Origin of the sequence: Myxococcus sp. CA023 (assembly GCF_010998615.1) — a bacterium.
Taxonomy (GTDB): domain Bacteria; phylum Myxococcota; class Myxococcia; order Myxococcales; family Myxococcaceae; genus Myxococcus.
On the sequence record NZ_JAAEAH010000009.1, the window covers coordinates 25,573 to 51,329 of the forward strand.

At 68.9% G+C, this 25,757-nt stretch carries 23 protein-coding genes; 16 read left to right on the forward strand and 7 right to left on the reverse strand.

Features of this window, described 5'->3' with window-relative positions; genetic code table 11:
* Window positions 1-22 precede the first annotated feature (22 nt).
* On the forward strand, window positions 23-334 hold the full coding sequence (locus F8M74_RS05600; RefSeq protein WP_141252754.1) for a hypothetical protein: 312 nt from the start codon (window positions 23-25) through the stop codon (window positions 332-334).
* Window positions 335-388: 54 nt separating this feature from the next.
* Here the strand turns inward: F8M74_RS05600 and F8M74_RS05605 are convergent, their stop codons facing one another.
* Window positions 389-1,939, reverse strand: coding sequence for a 4-alpha-glucanotransferase (locus F8M74_RS05605; protein ID WP_141252753.1), 1,551 nt, complete (start codon window positions 1,937-1,939; stop codon window positions 389-391).
* A 107-nt stretch (window positions 1,940-2,046) separates the two neighbouring features.
* Here F8M74_RS05605 and F8M74_RS05610 point away from each other — a divergent pair, with 107 nt between their 5' ends.
* Genes F8M74_RS05610 through F8M74_RS05625 form a run of 4 tightly spaced genes read left to right on the forward strand, consistent with a single transcriptional unit; the run spans window position 2,047 to window position 4,659 of the window.
* The gene (locus F8M74_RS05610) at window positions 2,047-2,631 is read left to right on the forward strand and encodes a DNA-3-methyladenine glycosylase (RefSeq protein WP_141252752.1); all 585 of its coding nucleotides are present in this window, start codon (window positions 2,047-2,049) and stop codon (window positions 2,629-2,631) included.
* A gap of 35 nt (window positions 2,632-2,666) precedes the next feature.
* Window positions 2,667-3,281 (forward strand): RNA polymerase sigma factor, encoded by a 615-nt coding sequence (locus F8M74_RS05615; protein ID WP_140795401.1) that lies wholly within the window; start codon window positions 2,667-2,669, stop codon window positions 3,279-3,281.
* Window positions 3,278-3,586, forward strand: coding sequence for an anti-sigma factor (locus F8M74_RS05620; RefSeq protein ID WP_020478006.1), 309 nt, complete (start codon window positions 3,278-3,280; stop codon window positions 3,584-3,586). The genes F8M74_RS05615 and F8M74_RS05620 overlap by 4 nt, the downstream gene beginning before the upstream one ends.
* Complete coding sequence (locus F8M74_RS05625) at window positions 3,583-4,659, forward strand: radical SAM protein (protein WP_141252751.1); 1,077 nt, start codon at window positions 3,583-3,585, stop codon at window positions 4,657-4,659. The genes F8M74_RS05620 and F8M74_RS05625 overlap by 4 nt, the downstream gene beginning before the upstream one ends.
* Window positions 4,660-4,681: 22 nt before the next feature.
* On the opposite strand, the gene F8M74_RS05630 is transcribed toward F8M74_RS05625, so the two are convergent.
* Window positions 4,682-5,068, reverse strand: a complete 387-nt coding sequence (locus F8M74_RS05630) for a hypothetical protein (protein WP_133453620.1) — start codon at window positions 5,066-5,068, stop codon at window positions 4,682-4,684.
* 313 nt (window positions 5,069-5,381) lie between these two features.
* On the opposite strand from F8M74_RS05630, the gene F8M74_RS05635 reads away from it, so the two are divergent.
* Window positions 5,382-6,002: a DedA family protein gene (locus tag F8M74_RS05635; protein ID WP_141252749.1), complete on the forward strand. Its 621-nt coding sequence runs from the start codon at window positions 5,382-5,384 to the stop codon at window positions 6,000-6,002.
* A gap of 113 nt (window positions 6,003-6,115) precedes the next feature.
* A complete protein-coding gene (locus tag F8M74_RS05640; protein WP_228559491.1) occupies window positions 6,116-8,236 on the forward strand; it encodes a hypothetical protein in 2,121 nt (706 codons plus the stop codon).
* A 36-nt stretch (window positions 8,237-8,272) separates the two neighbouring features.
* Here the strand turns inward: F8M74_RS05640 and F8M74_RS05645 are convergent, their stop codons facing one another.
* Complete coding sequence (locus tag F8M74_RS05645; RefSeq protein WP_141252747.1) at window positions 8,273-11,419, reverse strand: ABC transporter substrate-binding protein; 3,147 nt, start codon at window positions 11,417-11,419, stop codon at window positions 8,273-8,275.
* A gap of 62 nt (window positions 11,420-11,481) precedes the next feature.
* Between F8M74_RS05645 and F8M74_RS05650 the strand changes: the two genes are divergently transcribed.
* Window positions 11,482-12,507, forward strand: a complete 1,026-nt coding sequence (locus tag F8M74_RS05650; RefSeq protein WP_141252746.1) for a lasso peptide biosynthesis protein — start codon at window positions 11,482-11,484, stop codon at window positions 12,505-12,507.
* A gap of 9 nt (window positions 12,508-12,516) precedes the next feature.
* On the opposite strand, the gene F8M74_RS05655 is transcribed toward F8M74_RS05650, so the two are convergent.
* Window positions 12,517-13,542, reverse strand: coding sequence for an arginine N-succinyltransferase (locus F8M74_RS05655; protein ID WP_141252745.1), 1,026 nt, complete (start codon window positions 13,540-13,542; stop codon window positions 12,517-12,519).
* Between the two features lie 256 nt (window positions 13,543-13,798).
* Here F8M74_RS05655 and F8M74_RS05660 point away from each other — a divergent pair, with 256 nt between their 5' ends.
* From F8M74_RS05660 to F8M74_RS05690, 7 genes are all read left to right on the forward strand, one after another.
* Complete coding sequence (locus tag F8M74_RS05660; RefSeq protein ID WP_141252759.1) at window positions 13,799-14,893, forward strand: heparin lyase I family protein; 1,095 nt, start codon at window positions 13,799-13,801, stop codon at window positions 14,891-14,893.
* Between the two features lie 797 nt (window positions 14,894-15,690).
* Window positions 15,691-16,269 carry a hypothetical protein gene (locus F8M74_RS05665; protein ID WP_141252744.1) on the forward strand — a complete coding sequence of 193 codons (579 nt, stop codon included), beginning with the start codon at window positions 15,691-15,693 and terminating at the stop codon, window positions 16,267-16,269.
* Between the two features lie 331 nt (window positions 16,270-16,600).
* A complete protein-coding gene (locus F8M74_RS05670; protein ID WP_141252743.1) occupies window positions 16,601-18,184 on the forward strand; it encodes a serine hydrolase in 1,584 nt (527 codons plus the stop codon).
* A 68-nt stretch (window positions 18,185-18,252) separates the two neighbouring features.
* Complete coding sequence (locus F8M74_RS05675) at window positions 18,253-19,536, forward strand: TIGR04013 family B12-binding domain/radical SAM domain-containing protein (RefSeq protein WP_141252742.1); 1,284 nt, start codon at window positions 18,253-18,255, stop codon at window positions 19,534-19,536.
* A 48-nt stretch (window positions 19,537-19,584) separates the two neighbouring features.
* On the forward strand, window positions 19,585-20,256 hold the full coding sequence (locus F8M74_RS05680; protein ID WP_141252741.1) for a TIGR02269 family lipoprotein: 672 nt from the start codon (window positions 19,585-19,587) through the stop codon (window positions 20,254-20,256).
* Window positions 20,253-20,981 (forward strand): double-CXXCG motif protein, encoded by a 729-nt coding sequence (locus F8M74_RS05685; RefSeq protein WP_141252740.1) that lies wholly within the window; start codon window positions 20,253-20,255, stop codon window positions 20,979-20,981. The genes F8M74_RS05680 and F8M74_RS05685 overlap by 4 nt, the downstream gene beginning before the upstream one ends.
* A gap of 66 nt (window positions 20,982-21,047) precedes the next feature.
* Window positions 21,048-21,386, forward strand: coding sequence for a hypothetical protein (locus F8M74_RS05690; RefSeq protein ID WP_140795389.1), 339 nt, complete (start codon window positions 21,048-21,050; stop codon window positions 21,384-21,386).
* 139 nt (window positions 21,387-21,525) lie between these two features.
* On the opposite strand, the gene F8M74_RS05695 is transcribed toward F8M74_RS05690, so the two are convergent.
* From F8M74_RS05695 to aceB, 3 genes are all read right to left on the reverse strand, one after another.
* On the reverse strand, window positions 21,526-21,930 hold the full coding sequence (locus F8M74_RS05695; RefSeq protein ID WP_171410211.1) for a hypothetical protein: 405 nt from the start codon (window positions 21,928-21,930) through the stop codon (window positions 21,526-21,528).
* 178 nt (window positions 21,931-22,108) lie between these two features.
* Window positions 22,109-23,395 (reverse strand): isocitrate lyase, encoded by a 1,287-nt coding sequence (gene aceA / locus F8M74_RS05700; RefSeq protein ID WP_141252738.1) that lies wholly within the window; start codon window positions 23,393-23,395, stop codon window positions 22,109-22,111.
* A gap of 57 nt (window positions 23,396-23,452) precedes the next feature.
* Complete coding sequence (gene aceB / locus F8M74_RS05705; protein WP_141252737.1) at window positions 23,453-25,078, reverse strand: malate synthase A; 1,626 nt, start codon at window positions 25,076-25,078, stop codon at window positions 23,453-23,455.
* Window positions 25,079-25,326: 248 nt separating this feature from the next.
* Here aceB and F8M74_RS05710 point away from each other — a divergent pair, with 248 nt between their 5' ends.
* Window positions 25,327-25,680, forward strand: a complete 354-nt coding sequence (locus tag F8M74_RS05710; RefSeq protein ID WP_228559464.1) for a PspC domain-containing protein — start codon at window positions 25,327-25,329, stop codon at window positions 25,678-25,680.
* Window positions 25,681-25,757 lie beyond the last annotated feature (77 nt).

Sequence of the window (25,757 nt, forward strand, 5' to 3'; positions counted from 1 at the left end):
GCCTGGCCCAAGATGGGGGGCCATGGCCCAGTCCCGGCGAATCAGAAGCCTGGTGTTCTCCGTGCTCGCGGTATGCGCGTCCTCGTGTGGTGTCTCCGAGGACGAGGCGGTGCGCCCCAAGGAGGGCGAGAGCTTGTCGGACGCGCCCTACTGCGGCTCGTTCGGCTGCGTGAACCCGTACCAGTTCTGCACGGAAATCTTCCTGGAGTTCGGCCGCTCGCCGCCCATCTGCGTCTTCGACGACATCTGCGAGCGGCTGGAGTGCGCCAACTCCAACCGCACCTGCGCCCTGTTCGACGGCTTCCCGGCCCAGGTGAAGTGCATCAAGCCGTGAGGCCGTCACGGCCGCGCGTGTCCGCTCACTTCGGGGCCCCGGGCGGACGGTGTCTCAGCGCCGCGCGGACGCGGTGAGCCAGGCCAGCCGCTCGGCGGCCTCGCGCGTGCGCGAATCGGTGAGCAGGTCGCTCACGTTCTGCTCGATGCGGTAGGCCCAGTTCGAATCGCTCATGGAGCCGGGCAGGTTGATGCGGTCCCGGGTGCCGAGCACGTCCTGCCAGGGCAACACGCACAGGTCGCTGTTGGCGTTGAGCGCCGAGGCCAGCATGGCCCGGTGCACGTCCGGGGTGAACTCGCGGGTGATGGCCACGCCGTTGAGCTCCGGCCACGAGCGCGCCGCCGCCTGCCGCTCGTGGTCGCCCGCGCCCTCCCACCACTCAGCCACCGTGTCCGTGTCATGCGTGCCGGTGGTGACCAGGGACACCGCAGGGAACTGGCGCGGGTCGCGGTAGTGGTTGTCGTCGCGCTCCCAGCGCATCACCCGGTAGCCGGGCAGCTTGAGCTCCGCGAGGATGTGGCGCACGAAGGGCGGAATCACGCCCAGGTCCTCGGCGACGATGCCGGCGCCCTCGGACAGCAGGCGGAAGGTCTTCTCGCCCAGGCGGCGGTGGCTCTCCTCGTCCGGCGGGATGAAGCGCCCGGTGGGCGTCTGTGCGTCGCGAATCCACTGCCGGAAGTACCCCACCGCGTGGTCCACCCGGCGCAAGTCGTAGTAGCTGGCCGCCTTCTTCGCGCGCATCTTCAGCCACGCGAAGTCGTCCTTCTCCATGGCCGCCAGGTCGAAGTAGGGCAGGCCCCAGTCCTGGCCCGTGGCGGAGAAGTCATCCGGAGGCACGCCCAGGCGGGCGTCGCGCCGCAGGATGTCCGGGTGCGCCCACACGTCCGCGCTGTCCTGACCGATGATGAACGGCTCGTCGCCGCACAGGAGGACGTCCTTGGCGCGGGCCTGCGTCCGCACCTCGTTCCATTGCTGCTCGGCCACCCACTGGAGCCAGGCGTGGTAGCGCACGCGGCGCTCCAGCTCCCGGGACTTCTGGGCCAGGGCCTCGGGTTGACGCGTGCTCAGCGGCTCCGGCCACTCCCACCACGGGCGGCGGTCCTCCTGCTCGCTGATGGCGGTGAAGAGCGCGTAGCTCTCCAGCCATTCGCCCTGGGCGTCGCGCCACTGGCGGAAGGCCTTCGCCCGCTCGGACTGGGGCGCCCAGTGCTGCGCTTCGAAGACGTCGAAGGCGCGCGCGAAGGCGGTGTCCTTGAGGGGGAAGACCAGGTCGTAGCGCACGCGCGGCGCCGAGCGCGCCTCGGCCAGTTGGGCGCGCTGCGCGTCGGACAGGGCCGCCTCGCCGCCGGCCGCGGTGAACTCCGGCAGCCGCTGCAGGTCGATGAAGAGGGGATTGAGGCCGAAGGCCGAGCGCGTCGCGTAGGGGCTCGAGTCGCCCGGCGCGGTGGGCAGCAGCGGCAGCACCATCAGCATCCGCTGGCGGGCGGCCTTCATCCAGGTGAACAGTCCCTCCAGGGCACCGAAGTCACCGATGCCAAAGTCGGTCTGCGAGCGGAGGGAGAAAAGCGGGAGCAAGAGACCGGAGAGCCGGCCGGGGGTGGACATGGTGCGATGCAATCTGCCCCAGCCCTGCGCCGGTGGGAACTGCGGACGCTCTCCGAGTGTGTCTGGGTTCTTCGCTTTCCGAACGGAAGGGCCGTTAACATCCAGGCGTGAACTGGTTGCCGGAGTCTTTCTACGCCCGTCCCGCGCTGGTGGTCGCCCGGGAGCTGCTCGGCGCCTTGCTGGTGGTGGAGGAGGGCGGACAGCGCCGGGTGGGCCGCATCGTGGAGACGGAGGCCTATATCGGCGAGCACGACCTGGCGTGCCACGCGGCCAAGGGGCTCACCCCTCGCACCGAGGTCATGTTCGGACCGGCCGGCGTGGCGTACGTCTATCTGATTTATGGCATGCACCACTGTTTCAACGTGGTGACGGATGCCACGGGGGTGGGCGCGGCGGTGCTGGTGCGGGCGGTGGAGCCGGTGGAGGGCCTGCCCCCGGGGACGCGCACGGACGGGCCGGGCCGCCTGTGCAAGGCGCTGGGCCTCACCCGGGCGCACAACCGGCGGGGCCTGTGCACGCCCGCGATGCACCTGCGACCCGGGACGCCTGTTCCCGAGTCAGCCGTGTCCCGGGGGCCTCGGATTGGCGTGGACTACGCCGGGGCGTGGGCCGCCGAACCCTTCCGGTTGTGGGTCCGGGACAGTCAACATGTCAGCAAGGGGCCGCCACCGGGGCGCCGCAAGCCCGCTTGACGGCGGGCTTTCTGGCTGGTTGGGTGCGCCCCGCCATGTCCGACGAGGCCATCAGGGAGGAGGACCGTCAGCTCCTCTCTCGCGCACAGGATGGAGACGTTTCCGCCTTCGAGGCCCTGGTGGATGCCCACCGGGACAAGGTGTATGGCCTGGCGCTCCGGATGACCCGTTCGGAGGCCGACGCGGCCGAAATCACCCAGGATACCTTCCTGTCCGCCTACCAACACCTGAAGGATTTCCGGGGGGATGCGGCCTTCGGCTCCTGGGTGCACCGCATCGCCGCCAACCATGCGCTCATGCGCCTGCGCCACCGCCGCGTGGCCCAGGCAGCCGAGCAGGAGCTCCAGGGCCCGGAGTTCACCGAGCGGGGCTCCCTGGCGGATTATCCCCAGACGGATTGGAGCCGGGACGCCGAGGAGAAGGCCCTGGACGCCGAGCTGGGCTCCGCCATCCAGCAAGCCTCGGACCGCCTGCCCGAGGGGTATCGGGAGGTCTTCCTATTGAAAGACGTGGAGGGCCTCAGTTACGAACAGATTGCAGAGGCGACGGGGGACTCCATCCCCGCCATCAAGAGCCGGTTGCACCGGGCACGGCTCGCGCTCCGTGAAGCCATCGACGCTTTCTACAACCGGGACAGCCGCGAGTTGTGAAACGCGACGAAGCGCTCGGCATCATCGAGAGGAACGAGGGCGCGCCGCAGCCAGCCGAGGTTCGGATGTACAACTGCAAAGATTCCATCAACCTCCTGCTGCAATTCCTCGACGGAGAGATGTCTCCCGAGGACACACAGCACCTGCGTGAGCACCTGCGCGGGTGCAGCCCCTGTGTGGACTTCCTGCGCACCTACCGGGCCACGCCCGGGCTATGCAAGAAGGCGCTGGTGGCGAAGATGCCGAAGGAAGTCTCCGAGAAGCTCACCGAGTTCCTTCGCTCCAAAATCAAGTCCGCCTCGTGAACCTGAAGTCATTGTCGTTGCAGGAGTTGGAGGCCGCGCTCGCGCCGTTCTCCCCGTCGCCCACCGCCGTCCGCAAGGTGTTCGCGGCCGTCTTCGCCCACGGTGCGCAGTCCGTGGAGGATGTCGCTTCGGCCCGCCAGGTGCCGCGTCGCGTGGGAGACCACCTGCGTGCCCACGCGGAGATGCCGAAGCTGGCAATCGTCGAGCGCCGCCGCGCGGACGACGGCTTCGTGAAGTACCTCTTCGACTCGCCGCTGGGCGGACGTATTGAAGCGGTCCGCATCCCCATCTTCGATGAGAAGTACGTCATCTGCGTCTCCAGCCAGGTGGGCTGCGCGCTGGCGTGCGACTTCTGCATGACGGGGAAGTTGGGCTTCAAAAGGAATCTCCAGACCTGGGAGATATTGGACCAGGTGCTCCAGGTCCGGGAGGAAGCGGACCGGCCGGTGCGCGGCGTCGTCTTCATGGGGATGGGGGAGCCGCTCCTCAACTACAAGGAGACGCTGCGGGCCGCGGACATCCTGCGGCACCCGGCGGGGTTCTCCATCGCGGGCGAGGCGATTACCTTCTCCACGGCGGGCCATGTGCCGGCGATCCGCCGCTACGTGCGCGAAGGGCATCCGTACCGGCTGGCCTTCTCCGTGACGAGCGCCATCGCGGAGAAGCGCGCGAAGGTGCTGCCGATTGAGAAGACGCACCCGCTGCCGGAGCTCATCGCCGCCATCCGCGAGTACAGCGAGGTGCGGCGTGAGCGGGCGATGATCGCCTATGTCGCCATCAGCGGCTTCAACATGGGCCGCGAGGACGCCGAGGCGCTGAAGGCCGCCTTCGAAGGCATCCGCATCAAGGTGGACCTCATCGACGTGACGGACCCCACCGGAAAGTACCTGCCGCCCACGCCCGAGGAGTTGAGCGCGTTCCGCGACCACCTCCAGATTCTCAAGTCACCGGTGGCGCGGCGGTACTCCGGTGGCAAGGAGATTGGCGCGGCGTGTGGCACGCTGGCGGCCACGCAGTACGGCGGCACGGTGATGCCGCGGCCCTCCGAGCCGCCTGCGTCCACGACGCCGTGACGTGCGCGCGGAGGGCTGAGGCCTAGGGCGTGTAGGGGGGACTGCCGCCGCCCTCGTTGTCCCAGCCATCCTCCCGGTGACCCGAGCTGTGCCATTCCGCCGCGGGGGGCGCCTGTCGTGCCAGCGGGCTCTTGCTCCAGCTGCCAAAGTCCAGCAACTGGAGGGTGCGGTCCTCGGCCTGGACGCGGTACGCAATCCACTGGTCGCCCAGGAAGATTTGGTGTGCACCGGGGGAGACGACCGCGAGCTCGCTCGCATGGGGTCGGCGCATCCTGGACGGGGAGTAGGCGGCGTCCTCGGCGGCCGCGGCGAGCATGTCCAGCCGCTCCTGGATGGGTTGGCGCTCGGAGAGAGGCAGCTGCTGGTAGGCTTCCGTGAGCTCAGGGGCGATGGTGACGCGATAGGACATGGCGAGAGACCTCGGTGAGGGATGGGCCCGCCATGGATGCGTTCCTCCCGGAAGGTCCACGTGATTGAAGGGCGCAATTGAAGGGTAGTCACGGTGGGCGCGCCCTGTCGTGGTCGGGCTGAGCCCCCGTTCGGGGACCTACCGCACGGATGCCGGCATTCCTTCGGGCGACAGGCCCTGGGGCGGCGGTTCGCGCCGGGCGCGCGCTCCGGTGATGTTCACCGCGGGCGGGGCGGAGTGGATGCCGCTTTCGCATCGGCGGCGTCCGACTTAAATCCGACGGCGCACGGCTCGCCGGAGGTCGCACGCTCGGATGGTGGAATACATCGACCAGCTCATCTCGGCCCTGGGGCCACTGGGCCTGCTGGTGCTGGGGCTGGCGGCGATGCTGGAGTACGTCGTGCCGCCCTTTCCCGGGGACACCATCACCCTGCTGGGGGGCGTGTATGCGGTGCGTGGTTCGCAGCCGTGGATGCTCGTCTTCCTGGTGGTGACGGTGGGCAGCGTGGTGGGCGCGGCCATCAACTACGCGGTGGGGCACTGGCTGGCGAAGCGCTTCGACGCCCACCCCGAGCGCAGCTTCTTCGGCATCACCCATGCGCGGCTGGAACAGGTTCAAGCGCGCATGCGCGTGAATGGGCCGTGGCTGCTGCTGGTGAATCGTTTCCTGCCGGGCATCCGGGGCCTCATCTTCGTCGCCGCGGGCGCCTCTCGCATGCCGCGCTTCAACGCGCTGGCGCTGGGCGCGGTGTCCGCCATGGCACATACCGGGCTGGTGCTGGGGCTGGGCACGGCGGTGGGCGGCAATCTGGAGCGGCTGACGGCGCTCGTCACCCGGTACCAGTACGCGGTGGTGGGACTGGTCGTCATTGGTGCCATTGGCGTGGGCATCCGGATGTTGGCCCGGCGCCGTGCCCCCGCGCCGGGGCCTTGAGTTCGTCTCAGGACGGCGCCTTGGTGTTGCATTGCAGGGGCGCGCGGCCCCGCGCTTGAGTCGCGGACATGCATCCGCAGGCGCGTTCCTGGAGTCCATTGTTGGTGGCGCTCATGCTCGCCGTGGGCGGGTGCCAGTCGGGGGACTCCGGGACGGGAGGCTCGCGTCAGGGGTTCCGGCCCCGGGATGCGGTGGTGGACTTCGGCCGTGTGCTGGAGGGGACGCAGGCGCGCCGCGCGGTGACGGTGCTGGCCACGGGCCGTGTGGGCCTGACGGTGGCGGCATCCGTGGAGGCGCCCTTCGCCGTGGTGGCGTCCGAGGTGAGCGTATCTGGCGGTGGCGCGACTGAAGTGGAGGTCGTCTTCACCGCGGGGCATGGGCCGTCGGAGGGGATGCTGCTGCTGTCAGGCGCGGGGCTGACGGAGTCCGTTCGCCTCACGGGCCTGGGCATCCGGCCCACGCCGTGTCCGGAGCGCCCCTGCTTCGACTCCCGCTTCGACGTGGCATCCGGGACGTGCGTGGAAACGCCGCTGGAGGAAGGCGCCGCGTGCACGCCGGAGAGCCGCTGTCAGGTGGATGGCCGCTGCCAGGCGAGCGTCTGCGTGGGCCACCCGAGGACGTGTGATGACAACAATCCGTGCACGGTGGATGCGTGTTCACCCACGCGGGGGTGTGTGACGTCGCGGGTGGCGTGCCCCGCGCCGGAGAACCCCTGCAAGGTGGGGTTGTGCGACCGGGATGAGGGCTGCACGGCGGTGGACGCCGACGACTTCAGTCCTTGCGGCCCGGCGGACTGTCAGACGGCGCGTCTGTGCTTCAGCGGCGCATGCCGGGAGGTGACGCCACCCGAGGGCTTCGTCTGCGCGCCCGCTACCGCCTGCCAGGGAGAAGGGACGTGCCAGGGCGGCGTGTGTCAGCGGCCGGACCCTGTCGAACTCGCGCCGGAGCTCAGCCTGGAGCTGGAAGGCGTGCCGGTGGAGGCGGACGGTGGGACGGTATTGCTCGTCTCGGAGGACGCTCTCTACACCTCCGTGTGTGGCGGGGACGCGGGCTGCCAGTTGGTCGCGTACACGCGCTCTGGGCTGCTGCGGTACGCGTCTTCGTATCCGGATGGGGGCGCGCGGACGCTGCTGGCCGCGTCGGATGCGGGCGTGGTGGTCCATGCGCCAGAGGGGCTCGAGGCCTATGCGCCGCGCGGCTCCGGTGCGCGCCTATGGCAGGCCTCGTGGGCGTCGCTAGGGGCGGGCGAGGGCCTGCCGCTGGGAGGAGCCGCCGCGAGCCACATCGCACTCACGCATGAGGAGGACATCCTCGCCTACGTCGCGTGGCGGGCCGTGCCGGATGCCGGCGGCGTGGATGATGGCGGCACCGCGCCCGAATCCGCGAGGCTCGTCTGGCTGTCGGGTCGCGAGGACGCGGGCACGTTGCTGGGCGCGTCACAGGTCGAAGCCTGGCGAGGAGAGGCGCGGCTGGGGCTGGACGTGCTGGGGACGGCCTATCTCTACACGGTGGATGGACGGCTGGCGCGGGTGGAGGTGTCGCCAGGAGTGACAGATGGCGGTGGGGGGACGGAGTTGAAGTTGAGCGCGCTGCGGGATGGCGGTGTTCCGGATGGAGGTGCGTCACTGGCCATCGCGGGTGGGCGGCTGCTGGTGGGAGCGCGAGCCTTTGTGCCGGAGGATGGCGGCGTGCCCGTCATGCTCTCCGAAGGGGGCGGTGGAGCCCGCGTGCGGGTGCCCATCGCGGAGCCGGCGCTGCTGTCCTCGGCTGGACAGCCTGGTCATCTCTTCGCACGGGCATGTGCGCGCACGGACGGCGTTCCCTGCACGGCGCGGGAGGAGCGTGTCGTGCTTCGCGCCGTGGACCCGGAGTCCGGACACGTGGTGTGGGAGGTGGATGCGCTTCCGGATGAGGTGGCACCGGGCATGGTGTACGAAGCCGCGTTGCTTCAAGGGGGCGCGGTGGGGGTGCTCGCTGACGCCGAACTGCCGGAGGGCCACCAGGCCTGGATACAGTTCTTTGCTCAAGGCGCCCGAGTCGGCAGTTGCCCGCTTCCCAGTCGCCCGCGGGTGGCGGGTGCCGCGTTCCTGGGGCAGCACCTGTATGTCGTCTTGAACCGCGATGGCGTGTGGCGACTGGAGTCGTATGGCCTGGGGCGGGACTTCACGACGGAAGACCGCGGCTGGCCGCAGCGCCATGGTGGACCCTCGCGAATGAGAGTCGAATCTCCGTGATGCCGGCGTCGCGCGCCCCCCGTGCCTCGGGCTGTCTCAGGTGGAGGCGTTCGGGTCGACCCAGAGGTCGTCGAAGCGCACCTGGGGCGGCGTCTGGTGCAGCCGCAGGTTTTGGACCGCGGGGGTCGCGGCCGCGTGGGCGCGGTCGTGGTACAGCGGGATGAGGGGGCAGTCCTCCTGGAACAGCTGCTCCGCGCGCAGATAGAGCTGACGGCGCAGCTCCGGGTCGATGGAGACGCGGGCCTCGGCGGTGAGGCGGTCCAGCTCCGGGTTCCGGTAGCCCATGGGGAACACCGTCTGGGCGTTGGAGTGGAGGAGGAAGTACAGGAAGGTGTCCGGGTCCGGGTAGTCGGCCAGCCAGCGGTTGCGGAAGGCGGGGAGGCGGCCCTCGGTCACCTGGGCCGTGTATTCCTCGCGCGACATCTCCACGTAGCGCAACTCCAGCAGCCCGGCCTGGAGCAGCGGGCGGAAGAGCACCGCGTCCTCCGCGGAGTGGTCACTGCCGGTGGGACGGTGGAGCGTCAGCCGCAGCCTGCGCAGGCCTGCCTCTCGCAGCAACCGCTCGGCGAGGGCCACGTCCGGTACGGGCGCGGGTCCCATGTCCGCGTCATCCAGCAGCTCGGGTGGGGTCAGCGAGCGAGCCACGCGCGCGCCGGGGTGGAACTGGCTCACCATGGCCTGGATGTCCATGCCCGCGCGGAGTGCGCGACGGACTCTCACGTCGTCGAAGGGCGCCTCCCGGTGGTTGAGCACCACGAAGGCCGTGGAGGGCGTGGTGCTCGCGGCAAGCTGGAAGGCCTCCAGGCCGGGCAGCTCCACATGCTCCGTATCGAGGAACGACACCAGGTCCACCGCCCCCTGGCGCAGCAGCGTCACCGCTTCCTTGCGAGAACCGGCGAGCAGGAACTCCAGCCGGTCCACCATCGGTCCGCCCGGGCGCCAGTAAGAGGGGTTCCGCTCCAGCACCACGTGCTCGGGTTCCAGGGCGAGGAGCCGGAACGGCCCGGTGCCCACCAGCCGCCCGTTGGCGTCCGTCCGGGCCACCGCGGTGGCGGTGAGCGCCATCAACTGGAGGAAGAACGCCTTGGGCTCGCGGAGGCGAATCTCCAGCGTGTGGTCGTCCAGCACTTCCAGGCCGGACACGTCGCGCGCCATGCCAGCGGCGTACTCCGGCGCGCCCTCCACGTCCTCCAAGAGGCTCCGGTCGGGCGAGCGGAGCGCCGGGTCCAGCAGCCGCTCCAGGTGGCGCTTCACGTCGCTCGCCGTCAGCAGCGTGCCGTCGTGGAAGGTGACGCCACGGCGCAGATAGAAGCGGTAGCGGCGCGCGGAAGGGTCTGCGTCCCAGCGCTCGGCCAGGTCGGGCTCCAGCCCGCCGTCCTCTCTGCGCACCAGCGTGGAGAACACGCACGCGGTGAGCTCGGAGACCTGGTTCTCCACGCTGAAGAGCGGGTCCACCGCCTGGCGGTTCCGCAGCGACGCAGCCTGGTGCATGCCCACGCGCAGCGTCCCGCCGGAGTGGGGCGTGGGGAGCTTGAAGTGGTACACCTCCGCTTCCAGGCCCTCGGCTTCGTGGCCCAGTTGGTCCACCGTTCGCGTCAGCCCGTCGCCGATGCGGATGACCCGGCGTGCGTCCTCTCGCACCTGGGCGACTTCCTCGCGGATGGAGGCGTCGGCCTTGGTGAGCACCACGTTGGCGGAGCGCAGCTCCTCCAGGGCGGCGCTCAGCCGCACCACCGACTCGGAGAGGTCGCGCCCGGTGCGCGCCTGGGCCTCCGCCTTCTGCGAGGCGCCCTGGCCCACGCGGGCCATCTCCTGCGTCTGGCGCAGCAGCTCGCGCGCGTGGCCGGACTGTTCGATGGCCATGCGCGTGACGTTCTCCACCCGCAGGGCCACGCGGCGGCTGGCCTCCACGACCGTGGCACCCTGCGCCTCCAGCCGTTGCGTCTCCGCCACCGTGGCTTCAACTGCGGTGAAGGTGCGCTGGGTGATGGTGCGAATCTCCACCAGGGCCTCGGCGGCACGGTCGCCCAGGGCCACACCCGCGGTGGCTCGCTCGCGGCCTTCCTGCACCAGCGCCACCGCCGTCTGCACGGCGTCGCGCACGCCCGCCACCATGGCGCCGATTTCGCGGGTGGAACGCGTGGTGCGCTCGGCCAGGTTGCGAATCTCGTTGGCCACCACGCCGAAGGGCCGCCCCTGCACGCCCGCCTGGGCGGCGATGATGGCGGCATTGAGGGCCAGCAGGTTGGTCTGGTCCGCAATCTCCTGGATGACGTCGACGATGCGGCCGATTTCCGTCGAGCGCGTGCCCAGCATCTCCATCAACTCGGCGGCCTTCCGGACCGTCTCCTCCACCCGGTACATGCCCTTGACGCTGTCGCCCACCAGCACCTCGCCGCGCTCGGCGGTGGCCGTCACGGCGATGGCCAACTGGTTCGTCTCGTTGGCACGGCGGCGCACGGAATCGATGCCGCCTTCCACGGCGGCGACGAAGTCCTCGGCCTCGCTGGCGAAGCGGCCCAGTTCGTCACCGGACGCGGCGATGTTGGCCATCCGCTCGGCCATGGCCTGCATCAGCGACGTGGTGTTGTGGGCGAAGGTGTTGACCTGGGCCAGCGAGTCCACCACCTGCTCCAGCCGCTCCGTCATCTCCAGCAGCGCGCCGGTGGTGTCGACGGCGAAGACCTCCAGTTGGTGCACCCGCTTGCCGGCCACTTGGAGGCTGCCGCCCATGCCGCTGACGGCCTCCAGCGTGCGCTCCACCGCGCCGCCCTGCCGCCGCGCGGCCTCCAGCAGCATCCGGGCCTGCCCGCTCACGTCCGTGCTGGTGCGGTGCAGGTTGGCCGTCACCCGCTGCACCTGCGCCAGGGCGCGCCGCAGGGACAGGATGAGGCGGCGCACGTCCTCGTGGCCTTCATAGCGCGGCCCCACCGTGGTGGTGAGGTCGCCCTCCGCCAGCCGCGCCATCACCTGCCGGCGCACCCGCCGCCGCTGCGCCGCCCAGCGGAACCACGCGAGGTACCCCCCCGCGAGATAGAGCGCGGGCGTGGCGAGCAGCACCACCGCCCAGGTGGCATTCGGAAGCGGCCCCCCGGACACGGCTCGCAGCATCCCCCCGAGGAGGAGCGCGGAGACCAGCCCTGCCGCCAGGCCGAACGTGAACAGGTACCGTTTGGCGCCCATGAAGGAGTGGAACGCTACTCCGCCTTCTCGCGCCGGTCCTCAAAACGCCGCACACTGGGGCCGTGGCCACCCTGCTTGCCCTGCTGCTGCTGACGCTCCCGGTAAAGCCAGAGAATCCAGGCAGTGCTGGCGCGCCACCCTCGCCCCAGGCGGATTCCACGCGTTACGTCTTCGCCTGGCGCGGCGTGCCGGTGGGCACGGTGACGCTGAAACTGGAGCCGGGCCGTTTCACCTACGTCAGCCAGCACCTGCACACCCGCGCCGGAAAGGCGGGAGCGCGCCGCCGGGAACAGTCCCTGGAGGTGGATGCCCAGGGGCAGGTGCGTGGCTCGCCGGCGGTGCCGCAGGCGCTGTGGCTCTGGAAGGGCGTGCCCGCCGTGGGATGTGTCGTGGGGCGGGAGGAGCTGACGGGCCGCGAGGGCCCGCACTGCGTCACTCGGGTGGAGGACCGGCGCGTGGAGGGAACGTTGCTGGGGACGGCCTTCCAGGCCCGCTATGGGGCGGACGGCCGAATGGAGGCGCTGGAGGTGGGCGACTCGCGCTTCACCGTGGCCGCGCCTGGGGAGCGGCTGCGCGCGCCTCCCGAGCTCTTCGCGGACGGACTGCTCGTGGAGGGGGCCCGAGGTGCGCTGTCGCTGGAGCCGCCGCTCGACGTTCCAGCGCGGCTCGCGGGGCTGACGCCGTGGAAGGCGGCGGCGGCGCGGGCGCTTGCGGCCGAGGTCCACGCGGCCTTCCCGGAGAAGACGCCCGGTGGCGCGGACTGGAGCGAGGACGGCGAGGGCGAGGCGGGCGGGTGCCTGGCGCACGCGCTGCGCTTCGCGGCGGGGGCCCGTGCGCGGGGCGTGAAGGTGGCGCTGGTGCACGGGCTGCTGGTGGTGGACGGCGGGCCGGCGCGTCCCCACGCCTGGGTGCGCGTGGCGCTGGCGAAGGGCGGGACGTTGGATTTGGACCCGACGTCCCTGGACGAGGTGTCACCGCATACGCACCTGCCCATCGCCCTGGCGGAGGCGCAGGGCCCCGCGCTGGAGGCGGGGGCGCGCTGGCTGTCGCTGCTGCGCGGGGCGCACCGGGTAGTGCGCCGGCCGTGAGGCAGTGGGCTATTCGAAGGGGATGATGGACACCTTCGCGCCGGCCTGGACGTCCAGGACCTCCTTGGCTCGCGCGGGCAGGAAGGCCTGGGTGTTCTCCAGCCGGGCCTGGCAGCGCACGGAGCGGAAGCGGTTGCGGCCGGAGTCACTCTCCACCGCGACGAGGACGTCATCCCCCTCCAGGTCGAAGTCCTCCTCTGCCACCTTGAGCGTGCGGAACTTGCGCACCAGGGAGATGTCGGCGGTGTCGGCCTCGAAGTGGGGACCGCCGTCGAACGGATCGATGCGCTCCATGTACCTGAAGCCGATGCGCTCCAGCATGCGCTGCACGCCGCGCGTCTGCGGGCCCACCTCGCCCAGAACCTTCTGCACGCGCGCGGGGAAGAGCGACGCGTAGATGTCCGAGGCGGGGAAGAGCTCCTTGATGAACTCCTTGTTCTGCCGGCTGAGGCGGTCCGCCTCCTGGTAGGTGAGGCCGGTGAACTTCTTGCCGCAGGCCTCCCACAAGAGGCTGCGGCCGTCCGGAAGCAGCGGCGGCAGCAGCTCTGCCAGCACGCGAGGGCGGAAGAGCCGCCGGTGCATGGCGATGAAGAGGAAACGCCCGTAGGACAGCTGCTTGCCGGGCTTGTCCGGCGTGGCGCGATAGGGCGGGTCCACGACGAGGCCGCCCACCTCGGTGGGGCCCTCGTAGTTGTAGGCGATGGAGAGGACCTTGTGGCGAAGGTGACGGGAGAGGGACGCGGAGTAGTGCTCGCGCTCGCTCACCTCGTAATAGATGTGCGGAGCCTCATAGGTGCCGTGCTGCGCGATGATCATCGACGTGCCGATGATGAGGCTGTTGCGCACGTCCTCCAGCACGAACAGGTACTCGCGCTCGAAGGGGTTCTTCACCTTGCCCGCGAAGCTCTTCACCGACGTGTCCACGATGGCCGAGAGCGTTTCCTCGTTGTTCGGCAGGTTCACCGTGTTCAGCACGGCCGCGAGCCTCTTCAGCCCGGGCAGGTCGGTCTTCTGGACGTCACGCAGGACAAGCATGGGGACACTCGGGGCGCCCCCGGAACGGAGCGCCGGAAAGTGCGGACTATACCCCACACCTGCCGCCAGTCAGCTTGAAGGTTGGCCGGCGTGTTGATGACGCGACGTGTTGCTGTCGGCTTGCCAGGACGCCCGGAGTGTGTCAGCCGCCCTGCGCTCGACGTGAAACATGGCGTGAAACATTCAAGGCCTTGCACGCCCGGCTGCCCACTTGCCGAACCAGCGGGAAGGATTTCGCGGGGGAATGAAGCAGGCAATGGTTTGCGGTACGGTGTGTCGGTCGTTGCATTCAAAACATTTGCGAGGATGTCTTTTGAGAGCCTTTGTCCCCGTATGGCTTGTGATGTGGTGCGTCCCCGGGCTCGCCATGGCAGGCGTCGTGTGGCGGGGGGACTTCGAGACGGGTGACCGCTCGCAGTACTCCCGCGAGCAGATGGTGAACGCGAACCGGCTGCAGGTGGTGACGTCACCCGTGGCCGAGGGCAAATACGCGCTGAAGGCGACGGTGCATCAGGGCGACGACCCCATCAACGCCAGCGGGAATCGCAACGAGTTGGTCTACATCAGCAACGAGCCGGTGGGCTCGGAGTACTACTACCGCTGGAAGGTGATGTTCGCGAACGACTTCCCCAGCGTGGACACCTGGCAGCTCTTCACTCAGTGGCACCACGACGGATGCTGTGGTTCGCCGCCGGTGGAGTTCTACGTGAAGGGGGAGGAAATCCGACTGTCGCTCCCCGGCACCAGCGAGATTCCGTGGCGCACGAAGCTCACCCGAGGCGTGTGGCACGAGTTCATCCTGCACGCGAAGTGGTCGTCCGACCCGAAGGTGGGCTTCGTCGAGCTGTGGCACAACAAGGAACTGGTGCTGCCCAGGCGCGGCGCGATGACGATGTACTCGGGCCAGCGCAACTACCTGAAGCTCGGCCTCTACCGGAGTGACACCGTGAAGCCGGTGGGTGTCGTCTACCACGATGGTTTCATTCAGGCGACGGTGCTGTCGGACGTGCTCGAGCAGAAGCCGGAGCCGCCTCCCGTGGACGCGGGGACGCCGGTGGACGCGGGGACGCCGGTGGACGCCGGCTCGCCCGAGGACGCGGGCAGCGTGGACCCGGACCCCGTGGACGCGGGTGAGGCCGAGGAGCCGGGGCCGCAGCCGGAGGCGGACGCGGGGACGTCAGCCTGGGACGCGGGCACGGAGCCTGGGCCGAACGTGCCCCCGCCCGGAGGCATCTCCTCGGATGAGGGCGTCGTGGCACAGTCGGGGTGCAGCAGCACCGGTGGCTCCGCGGCGGCCTTCGCGCTACTGGGCCTGATGGGACTGGCGGGTTACCGCCGTCGCGGGAGCTGAGCCCACGGGGGGCGCGCGGGCCGTGGGCTCGCGCGCCTTCGTGGGGAAGTGTGAGGTGCGAGTCTCGACCTACGTGTCTTGAGGGCTCGTACCCACTGGCTGCGTTGGTTTGCTGGAGAAGGTCTGCCCGGCTCCGAGGCGGTCCGCCGCTCTCGTTCGAGTGGGAGTGCCAACGTGGCACGTCCGAATGATTCACGATGCCGATGCTTCCTCACCTGAAGCCTGACGCGTTGATGGCGCGTCTGACGTGTCAGCAGTGCCTCGTGTCAGCGCTCTTCGCGCGAGCAGCAAATCCAATCACCTGACAGGTCATGACCGTGCCTGTCGTTCAGCGGGAAGGTCCCGCGGACTCGTCCGCTACGTCCCTCGTGAGGGCCATTCCGCCGGAACCAGTGCCTCAGGGGTTTCTCCTACGTATCCATCACTTCGTGCACCGTCGCGAACCTGTGCCCCGCCGCGGGACCTGACGACCGAATGGGGCGGGTCCAATCCTTCCCTGATTCCATATGCTGCTGCTGGAATGGAGGCGGATTCGCGTCTGCGATTGGGCTGGATTCGGGCGCGCGCGGAGCAATGTCTTGCACGTAAGACGTGGAGTGGTAGCGGCAGCGGCTGACGCGTCAGTTGCATGGCGGAACTCCAGTCTTCATGTGGATTTCAGACGTGGCAATGGGCAAACAGGTGTTGGCACATGGGTTGCTTTGGTTTGCGTCAGGCGGGATGAACTCCTTGCCGTGAATCCGATGTGAGGGTTCAGCAGCGATAGACATCAACCACACGAAAGAATTGGTGCTTACATGGCGAAGATCGTCTTCCTGATTGATTCCAATGCACTTCCCAAGGGCGGGGCCTCCGTCAACACCGCGGTCGCGGTCGGGCATCCTCCGCTTGTCGTGAACGACAAGCCCCAAGACGCCGACTACAAGGTGCCCGTCGCGAAGGGGGAGAACATCCGCATCTACACGGAGGAGCAGAACCACCTCACGTCCGTGAAGCTCGCGCCCAACGGCATCATCGCGCATACGTTCCAGGGCACCCAGCTCAAGGTCGCGGACATGAAGGATTCCTCGAAGCGGCCCATCGACATCCCCAACTTCGACATGGATCCGGGCCCCACGCCTGACTTCATCGCGTTCGGCGACGATGCCGCGTCGTGGACGCAGACGCCTTCTTCCTGGAGCTATTGGCCCAACAACCCGCTCATCGACCAGGACCTCACGGCCAGCTTGACGCGCAGCTACATCCCGTACGTCACGTTCAATGCCAGTACGATCGTGAGCGGTGAGCTCCAGTACGGATTGGTGTTCGGACTGACGAGGGACGGGGCGACCGTCGAGTATTTCTACTTCGACCCCTACATTGTCATTGGTTCGTGAAGTGGATGGGCGCGGCCTGATGGGCGCTGTTTGCCTGGGCTGGATGCCATTGACGTAGCGTCCCTCTCACGAAATGGCACCGGAAGCCGCTGCTCCAGCCCAGGGGGCGTTATTCCCCCTGGGCTGCGGGCCCGCCTTTCCTCGGCTCGGTCGTGGTGTGGCACGAACGGCGCGACTTCGCCCATCGTGGGCTTGCCGCGCGTCGAGGTCGCGTTCATGGACCGGATGCGCCGGGTGGGCGCCCGCTTCGGCCCTCGCCCTGGCGCGTGTGCCGTGCAATATCGGTGTTCCATGGGCGTTGTCCGAACAGAACACGTCCCTTGGAGCGTCCATGCGATACCACCTCTTCCTTCCGCTCTGCACCTTGCTGGCCTGTGCCCACGCGCAACCGGCCGCCACGCCTCCGGCTCCTATCGCGCAGGCGCCCGTGGACCCCGAATCCCAGTTGCGCGAGGCCCTGCAACGGGCGGGCATGGCGATGGAGGCGGGGCACTTCGACTCCGCGCTCTCGGAGATGCAGCGTCTGTGGGACGGTGGCCACCAGACGGACGACGTGGCCTGGTACGCCGCCTATGCCTCGCTGGGCACCGGTGACGATGCCGCGGCGTTCACCTGGCTGGAGCGCGCCGTCGAACGCGGGATGAGCTCACCGGGCGACTTGCTGCACGACAAGTCCCTGGCGCCGCTGCGGCGGATGCCTGGCTACGACGCGCTGGTGGCGCGGGCCCGGGAGAACGCGCTGAAGGCCCGTGCCGAAGGCAACGTGGGGGCGGGGCTGGAGACGACGACGCCCGCGGACGCGGGAGTGTCTGAGCGGGCGCTCGCGGCCTTCGTGAAGGCGGCCGAGGACGCGGGCTCGTCGGCGCTGGTGGTGCTCCGTCACGGCAAGGTGGTGGGCGAGTGGTACTTCGGCGGCGAGACGCAGCGCATCGAGTCCATGTCCGCGACGAAGGGCGTGGTGGCGTTGGCCATCGGCCTGCTCATCGACGAAGGGAAGATTGCCTCCGCCGACGCGCCCGTCTCCACCTTCTTCCCGGAGTGGAAGGACGGCATCAAGGGGAAGGTCACCCTGCGGCATCTGCTCAGCCATACCTCGGGGCTGGCGGCGAATGCCGACGCGATGGACATCTACCAGTCGCGAGACTTCGTCCGATACGCGCTGGACGCCCACGTGGTGGACATCCCGGGCAGCCAGTTCTTCTACAACAACAAGGCCACCAACCTGCTGGCGGGCGTGGTGGAGCGTGCCTCGGGTGAGAAGCTGGACGCCTATCTCATGCGGCGCCTCTTCGAGCCGCTCGGCATCCGTGATGTGTTCTGGCAGAAGGACCCGTCCGGCAATCCGCTGGGCATGTCCGGTCTGCGCCTGCACCCCGTGGACTTCGCCAAGGTGGGCCAGTTGATGCTCCAGCGAGGCGTCTGGCAGGGCCAGCGCATCCTGAGCGAGGCCTGGATTCAGGAATGCACCGCCGCGTCTTCGCAGGCCTTCGCCCCCGCGGCGGGCTTGTTGTGGTGGCTCGTCTACGACAAGTCGTTCCGCGTGCTGGGTCAGGACATGGTGAACGAGGCGCGTCGCAACGGCATGTCGGAGGCGTCGCTGTCCCGCCTTCGGGACGTGGTGGGCAAGCCGATTCCCTCCGGAGACTTCGGCCAGGTGCTCTCCGAGCGACTGGGCGGGGTAAACGGCGTCAGGGAGTTCATGGAGAAGAGCGCCCGCATCCCGCTGCGCACGCAGGTGGAGGGCCCGCCTCGTGGTTACTCCGCACGCGGCTCCTTCGGGCAGCTCCTGCTGGTGGTGCCAGAGCAGGACCTGGTGGTGGTGCGCATGGCCTTGCCGGATGGACGGGTGCCTCCGGACGTCATGGAGTTCCCTGCATTCAACACGCTGGCCCTCTCGCTGGTGCCTTCGCCCTGACTGGCGCAGGGCTCGCGCGGCGCGACGGTGCCTGCGCCGCCGGCCCTGTGGCATAAAGCGCTTCCAGTATGCAGCCATCTCGCCGTGTTTCGCTCGTCCTGAGCTACCAGTACCCGGGTAAGTACGCCTTCACCGTGCTGGCGGGCGCCGTGGAGTCAGACCCGGCGCTGGCGGACGTGACGCTGCACTTTCCGCGCAGCCGCGAGACGTTGCTGGACACGATTCGCGAGCGCGTGGACGCCGGAGACACGGTGGTGGCGGCGTGGTCTTTCTACTCGGCCAGCTTCGCCCCGGCGGCGGCGGAGCTGGCATGGGTGCGTGAGCGGCTGGAGGGACGGGACGTGCTGTGCATCGCCGGCGGCGTGCACGCCACGGCGGAGACGCTCCAGACGCTTCAGGCGGGCTTCGACCTGGTGGCGGTGGGCGAGGGTGAGTACTCCCTGCGCGCCTTGCTCGGCCGGGTGCTTCGAGGCGAGGAGCCGCGTGAGACGCACGGCGTCGCGTACCTGAAGGACGGGAAGCTGGTGCAGCGCGGCCGGGGGGAGGGCGTGCAACTGGACGACTTCCCGCCCTTCGCGGCGCGCAACGGGCAGTACGGCGCCATCGAGATTACGCGCGGCTGCATCTACGCATGTCGCTTCTGCCAGACGCCGTTCATGAGCAAGGCGCGCTTCCGCCACCGCTCCGTGGCCAACGTGGCGCACTGGGCGCGGGAGCTGCGGCGCTCGGGGCGGAGAGACATCCGCTTCATCACGCCCACCTCCATGTCCTACGGAACCGCAGACGAGTCGGTGAACCTGGACGCGGTGGAGGCGCTGCTCGCCGCGGTGAAGGAGGCCATGGCGCCCGATGGGCGCGTCTACTACGGCACCTTCCCGTCGGAGGTCCGCCCCGAGCACGTCACGCCCGAGGCGCTGGCGCTGCTCAAGCGCTACGTCCACAACGACAACCTCATCATCGGCGGCCAGTCCGGCTCCGAGCGCATCCTCCAGAGCACCCGCCGGGGGCACGACGTGGAGACGGTGGTGCGCGCCACCCGCATCGCGGTGGAGTGTGGCTTCGTGCCCAACGTGGACTTCATCCTCGGGCTGCCCGGCGAGGAGCCCGCGGACGTGGATGCCACGGTGGCGCTGATGGAGAAGTTGGCGGGCCTGGGCGCGCGCGTGCATGGGCATACATTCATGCCGCTGCCGGGGACGCCCTTCCGTGATGCGCCGCCCGGGTCGGTGGATGAGGCGACACAGCGCAAGCTGGACCGGCTGGCCTCACAGGGGCGCCTGTATGGGCACTGGAAGCAGCAGGTCGCGCTCGCCGAGGGCATTGCCTCACGCCGCCGCCCGCGTGCGGGGTAAGGGCAGCGCGGAACGGGCAAGACAGACCTGAAGTCTAGGATTCGCGGAATGCGAACCTGTCTGCTCAGAATGCTTATGGTGCTCGCCGTGCTTTGGCTGGGGTGTTCCACCTCGGTCAAGCCGCCCATGCAGCAGGCCTGGGATGACGCGGAACTGGAGTGCTGGACTCCGCACGAGGACCAGTGTGTGTCCTTGCTGTGTCTGGGCGACGCGTGTGGCTTCTACCGTTGCGCGGACCTGCCGGGGGAGGTGGAGCTGGCGCGCTTTCCGCCCGCCCGTCCACCCGTGGCTGCCGCGGCGCCTGGCCGAGGTCCCCGGCGAAACTGGGGCCTCGGGCAGCAGTTGCCTCGGGGCGCTGTCATGGTGTTCCCCAACTGGGGTGGTGCGCCTGGGCGAGTCATTCCGCCGTCACATCAGCTGCCGCCCGGACGCTGGGAGAAGCACCACATCTTTCCCCAGGCACCAGAACTCGCCCAATGGTTCACGCAGCGGGGCGTCAAGATTCACGACTACACGATGCCGATACCGCGAGAGCTCCATCGACGCATTCACGGTGGTGCGGGAGCCGGTGGTGCCTGGAACGAAGCCTGGCGTGGGTACATGAGGCGTAACGGTGGGGCGAGTCCTGAAGAGATTTTCAAACACGCCGGAGAGTTGATCTACCGCTTCGAGCTGCTTGGTGGGCCGATTCGCCCGTACTATTCCAGGCCAGGAACATGACCCTTCGTGTGTTTGAACTCTCCCAGGACAGCGCGATGTGGCCCCGAATCAACGGGAGCTTCAACGCCGCGCACAAGTGGGGACTGCCTGGGCTGGCGGGGTGCCCTGGCTGTGGGGTGACCTGGGCCTCCTCGGGCCATCAGTACCCCGCTGTGGATTTGTCGAACCTGCCTGCGCAGAGCGAATTCCTGAAGGCCCGGCCCGAGCCATTCGAGGAGTTCGCGAGGCTGCGTGAGTTGGTCCGCCCCTTGGCTCCGCCAAGCGCGTTGCTGCCTCCAGGGACATTGTTCGGCCCGCTGGTTGGAACTGCCTCGGGACGATTCGCCGACTTCGAAACGCAGGGGAGCATGCTGCTGGTGGTTCGCCGGGAAGCGCTGGAACGGCTCCAGGTGGAAGGTGTGCGCGGCCTCGTGGGCTGCAAGACGGAGCTGCGCTTTCGGCAGAAGGACCCGCCGGAGCTCTTGGAGCTTCAGCTCGAACCTCGAGGACAACTGCACCCGGACTGCTATCCGCCGGATCTGCCTCCTCCGTGTGACACCTGTGGCCGGTTCAAACTCACGCTGCCAGACGACCCCATCCTCGACGCCGCCTCGCTGCCCACGGACCGCGACGTCTTCCGCGTGGGCAACTTCGCGACCGTGATGGTGGGCACGGAGCGATTCAAGGAGGCAGTTCAGCGCTTGGAGCTGGAGGGAATCACCTTCCGTGAGCTGCCTACCCGCTAGGCACTCGCGCGCGGGCCGTCACTTCCACGGGCCTCCGCTCCGCCAGGCGCTTAGGATGGGGGCGCGATGTCCACCGACCAGGCACCTCCCTACTGGCTGCTCATCTCCGTCCTCTTCAGCAACCAGCCGCTGTCGCCCTCGCTGGCGATGACGCTGCACCAGGCTGCCTTCGAGCTGCACCAGCGCGGTGACGGTGCCAAGGAGGTGGCCGGGGACATGGTGAGCGGCCGGGTGGTGAACCTGCGCAAGGACGTATCCTTCGGCGGCATCGCCGGGCCTGCCTTCGAGGCGGAGATCGAGACCGAGCGGGGCTCCGGCGTCGTCCGCTTCGTCCTCACCCGGCAGGGCCTGGAGATGATGAAGCAGCAGCCCGCCGAGCCGCCCCGGCCCAAGTACCTCAACTGAGCCAGCACGGGCCCGCCCGCCTGCCCGCTCCCTGCTCGCGGACGGTGGGCGTCTCCATTTGGGAGACATGGACCCCGAGCTGCAACGAGGCCAGCGCGACGCCTACAACGCGGAGAGCGACGAGAAGAAGGGGTGAGCCTTACTCCCGCTCGAGGTCGACCTTGCCCTTGTTGCCCATGTGCAGGATGGAGTTGGACAGCGTGGCGGCGGACATCTCCGCCAGCTCCATGATGACCTGCTCCTGCTGCGCCTGCTCCGAGCCCGCAGGGGCCTGGGTCGCCGCCCGCGTGCCGTCCTCGGAGATGGGCCCGCGGCCCACGGCGGAGAGGTAGGAGTTCAGGATGCCGTTGTTCGGCGAGCTGCCCACCGAGGCGAGCGCCGAGGCAACCACCGCGCCCCCCGACACCATCGTCGGGTCCCCAGGCCGGTTGGCCGGGGCCATCGGGTTCACCAGCGCGCCAAAGCTCGTGCTCGCGGCGCGGGTCTGCGCCTGCGTGGTGGCGGGCTGAATCATCGGACCGGTGAAGGAGTTGATGCGGGTCATGGCGCCTCCGTCTCGGCCCGGGACGCGCACCACGCACGTGTCGGACCTCTCGAATCCCCATTATCGCCCGGCCGCCGGGGAAGTTGCGCGAAAGGCCGAAAACGCCCGAAGGCCGCGGACTTACGGGCGTGCTCCCCGTCAGCCGCGGCCTTCTTGGGACTTCAGGAGGCGCCGTTGCCTAGAACTGGTGGGCCTCGGTGGACTCCGTCAGGGCGAGCGTGCTGGCGTTGCCGCCGGAGATGACCTCGGCCACCTGGTCGAAGTAGCCGGTGCCCACCTCGCGCTGATGACGCGTGGCGGTGTAGCCGTCCTTCTCCGCCGCGAACTCGGCCTGCTGCAGCTCGCTGTAGGCCGCCATGCCGCGGTCCTTGTACTTCCGCGCCAGCTCGTACATCCCGAAGTTGAGCGCGTGGAAGCCGGCCAGGGTGACGAACTGGAACTTGTAGCCCATGGCGCCCAGCTCGCGCTGGAACTTGGCGATGGTGGCGTCGTCCAGGTTCTTCTTCCAGTTGAAGGACGGCGAGCAGTTGTAGGCCAGCAGCTTGTTCGGGTACTTCGCGCGGATGCTCTCGGCGAACTTCTTCGCCTGCGCCAGGTCCGGGGTGCTCGTCTCGCACCACACCAGGTCCGCGTACGGCGCGTACGCCAGGCCGCGGGCAATGGCGCAGTCCAGGCCGCCGTTGATGCGGTAGAAACCTTCGCCGGTGCGGCCGGACTTCTTGTCGATGAAGGCGTGGTCGTACTCGTCCGCGTCGCTCATCAGCAGCTTGGCGCTGTCCGCGTCCGTGCGGGCCACCAGCAGGGTGGGCACGCCCATGACGTCCGCCGCGAGCCGGGCCGCGTTGAGGGTGCGGATGAAGTGGCTGGTGGGCACCAGCACCTTGCCGCCCATGTGGCCGCACTTCTTCTCGCTGGCCAGCTGGTCCTCGAAGTGCACGCCGGCGGCGCCCGCTTCAATCATGCCCTTCATCAGCTCGAAGGCGTTGAGCGGACCGCCGAAGCCGGCCTCGGCGTCGGCGATGATGGGCGCGAACCAGTAGCGGTCCTTGCGGCCCTCCGCGTGGTCAATCTGGTCCGCGCGGCGCAGGGCGTTGTTGATTTTCCGCACCACGGTGGGGACGCTGTCCACCGGGTAGAGGCTCTGGTCCGGGTACATCTGCCCCGCGGAGTTCGCGTCCGCCGCGACCTGCCAGCCGGACAGATAGATGGCCTTCAGGCCCGCGCGCACCATCTGCACCGCCTGGTTGCCCGTGAGCGAGCCAAGCGCGTTGATGTAGTCCTCGGTGTGGAGCAGCTCCCAGAGCTTCTTGGCGCCCAGCTCCGCCAGCGTGTGGCTGACGGTGATGGAGCCGCGGAGCTTCTCCACGTCCTTCGGGGTGTAGTTGCGCTTGATGCCCTCGAAACGCTGTCCGTGGAGCTTGGCGTGAGGGGAAGCATCGGCGGTCGTCGGCGTGGCGTCGTACATCGTGGGCTCCTCGCTACGGTAAAAGTGGTGGGTTGCTGCTGCGAAAGTGCGAAGGGTTCAGCGTTGGGCTTCCAGGGCGTCGTAGGCCGGCAGGGTGAGGAAGTCCTCGAAGGTGCCGGCGGTGGAGAGCTGCTCGAAGAGCACGCGCGCGCGCTCCAGGTGGGCGGCGCCGTAGCGCTCCTTGGCGCCTTCCTTCTCGAGGCGGCCCATCTCCTCGCCCAGCGCGTCGCGGAAGAGTCCAGGCGTCACCTTGCGGCCGTCCTCCAGCGAGGCGCCGTGGTGGATCCACTGCCACACCTGGGCGCGTGAGATTTCGGCGGTGGCCGCGTCCTCCATCAGGTTGTAGAGCGGCACGCAGCCCAGGCCGCCCAGCCACGCGGCGGTGTACTGGATGCCCACGCGGATGTTGTGGCGAAGGCCTTCCTCGGTGCGCGTACCGGATGGCACCTTGAGCAGCTCCGCCTCGCCAATCTTCACGTCCTCGCGCTTGTTGGAGAGCTGGTTGGGGCCCTTCATGTGCGAGTCGAAGATGTCGCGCGCGATTTCAATGAGGCCGGGGTGCGCCACCCACGTCCCGTCGTGGCCGTTCTTCACCTCGCGCAGCTTGTCCGCGCGGACCTTGTCCATGACGGCGTCGTTGGCCGCCGCGTCCCCCTTGATGGGGATGAAGGCCGCCATGCCGCCCATGGCGTGCACGTTGCGGCGGTGGCAGGTCTGGATGAGCAGCTGCGAGTATGCGTTGAGGAACGCCTTGTCCATCGTCACCTGGCCGCGGTCGGGCAGCACCACGCGGGTGTCCGACTGGAGCGTCTTGATGAAGCTGAAGATGTAGTCCCAGCGGCCGCAGTTGAGGCCGGCGGAGTGCTCGCGCAGCTCGTAGAGGATTTCGTCCATCTCGAACGCGGCGGGCAGCGTCTCGATGAGGACGGTGGCCTTGATGGTGCCGCGCGGGATGCCCAGCTCCGCCTGGGCCAGGTGGAACACGTCGTTCCACAGCCGGGCCTCCAGGTGGCTCTGCATCTTCGGCAGGTAGAAGTAGGGGCCGGTGCCGCGCGCCAGCTGCTCACGGGCGTTGTGGAAGAAGAAGAGTCCGAAGTCGAGCAGCGAGCCGGAGATGGGCTTGCCGTCGATTTCGATGTGCCGCTCCGGCAGGTGCCAGCCGCGGGGGCGCACGAAGAGCACGGCGCGCTTCGGGTTGAGGGCGTAGTGCTTCCCGTTCTCCGCCGTGAAGGAGATGGTGCCGCGCACGGCGTCGCGCAGGTTGATTTGCCCGCGCACCACGTTGTCCCAGGTGGGGCTGTTGGCGTCCTCGAAGTCCGCCATGAAGACATTCGCCCCGGAGTTCAGCGCGTTGATGACCATCTTCCGGTCCACCGGGCCGGTGATCTCCACGCGGCGGTCCTGAAGGTCGGCGGGCAGGGGAGCCACCGTCCAGTCGCCCTCCCGGATGGCCTTCGTCTCCGGCAGGAAGTGGGGCCGCTCTCCCTTGCTCCAGGCCGCCTGCACCGTCTTGCGGCGCTCCAGCAGGGCCAGCCGGCGCTCGCCGAAGTTGCGGGCCAGTTTCGCCACGAATTCCAGGGCCTCGGGCGTGAGGACCTCGGCGTAGTCGGGGTGCCAGGTCCCCTTCACCACCACTCCCGGTCCGAACGCCGGGGGTTTCACAGAGGGGGCTTGGTCCGACATCTGAGCTCCTTTGGCTAGGTGCGTTGTAAATCTTCTGGGACGGCTCGGAAAATGAGTCCTGCGAGGGCAAAAAGGAAGTGCGGAGTGAATCTTTGCCTGCTTGCCTGTAACTGTGTCAACAGCCGGCGTGTTAAATCTGTAAATCAACGAGTCGCCCCCAGGGCGTATGCAATGGGGGGCGCCAAGGCGCGTAGGTAGGAATGAGGGCCACGGACGCCAAGTGGGAGCGGCCCCAGAAGGGAGATGTGATGGACGCCAAGAGACGCTGCGCCACCTGCACCGAGGAAGTGAGCCTGGAGGTCCGAAGGTGCCCGCGCTGCGGCGCGCGCACGGAGCCGATGCACCGGGGCGTGGATGGGCGGCTGCTGACCGGGGTGTGCGCGGCGCTGGGACGGGAGCTGGGCGTGGACGCGGCGCTGATTCGCGTGGGCTTCGTGGTGGCGCTGGCGGTATCCGGGGGCACCGCGCTGATGGTGTACCTGCTGCTGTGGGCCTTCACGCCGCCGTCGGCGACGGGCACCGCGCCCCTGCGGCGCACGTACAACTGGCTGTCCGGCCTGGGCAATTCGGAGAGCACGCCCCGCGTCGAGCGCCGGGTGTAGTGCTCAGCGTCCAACGAAGAAACTCACGCCGGAGCCCTGCCTGAAGGCTCCGGCCTGTTATTCGATGGGGCCCACCT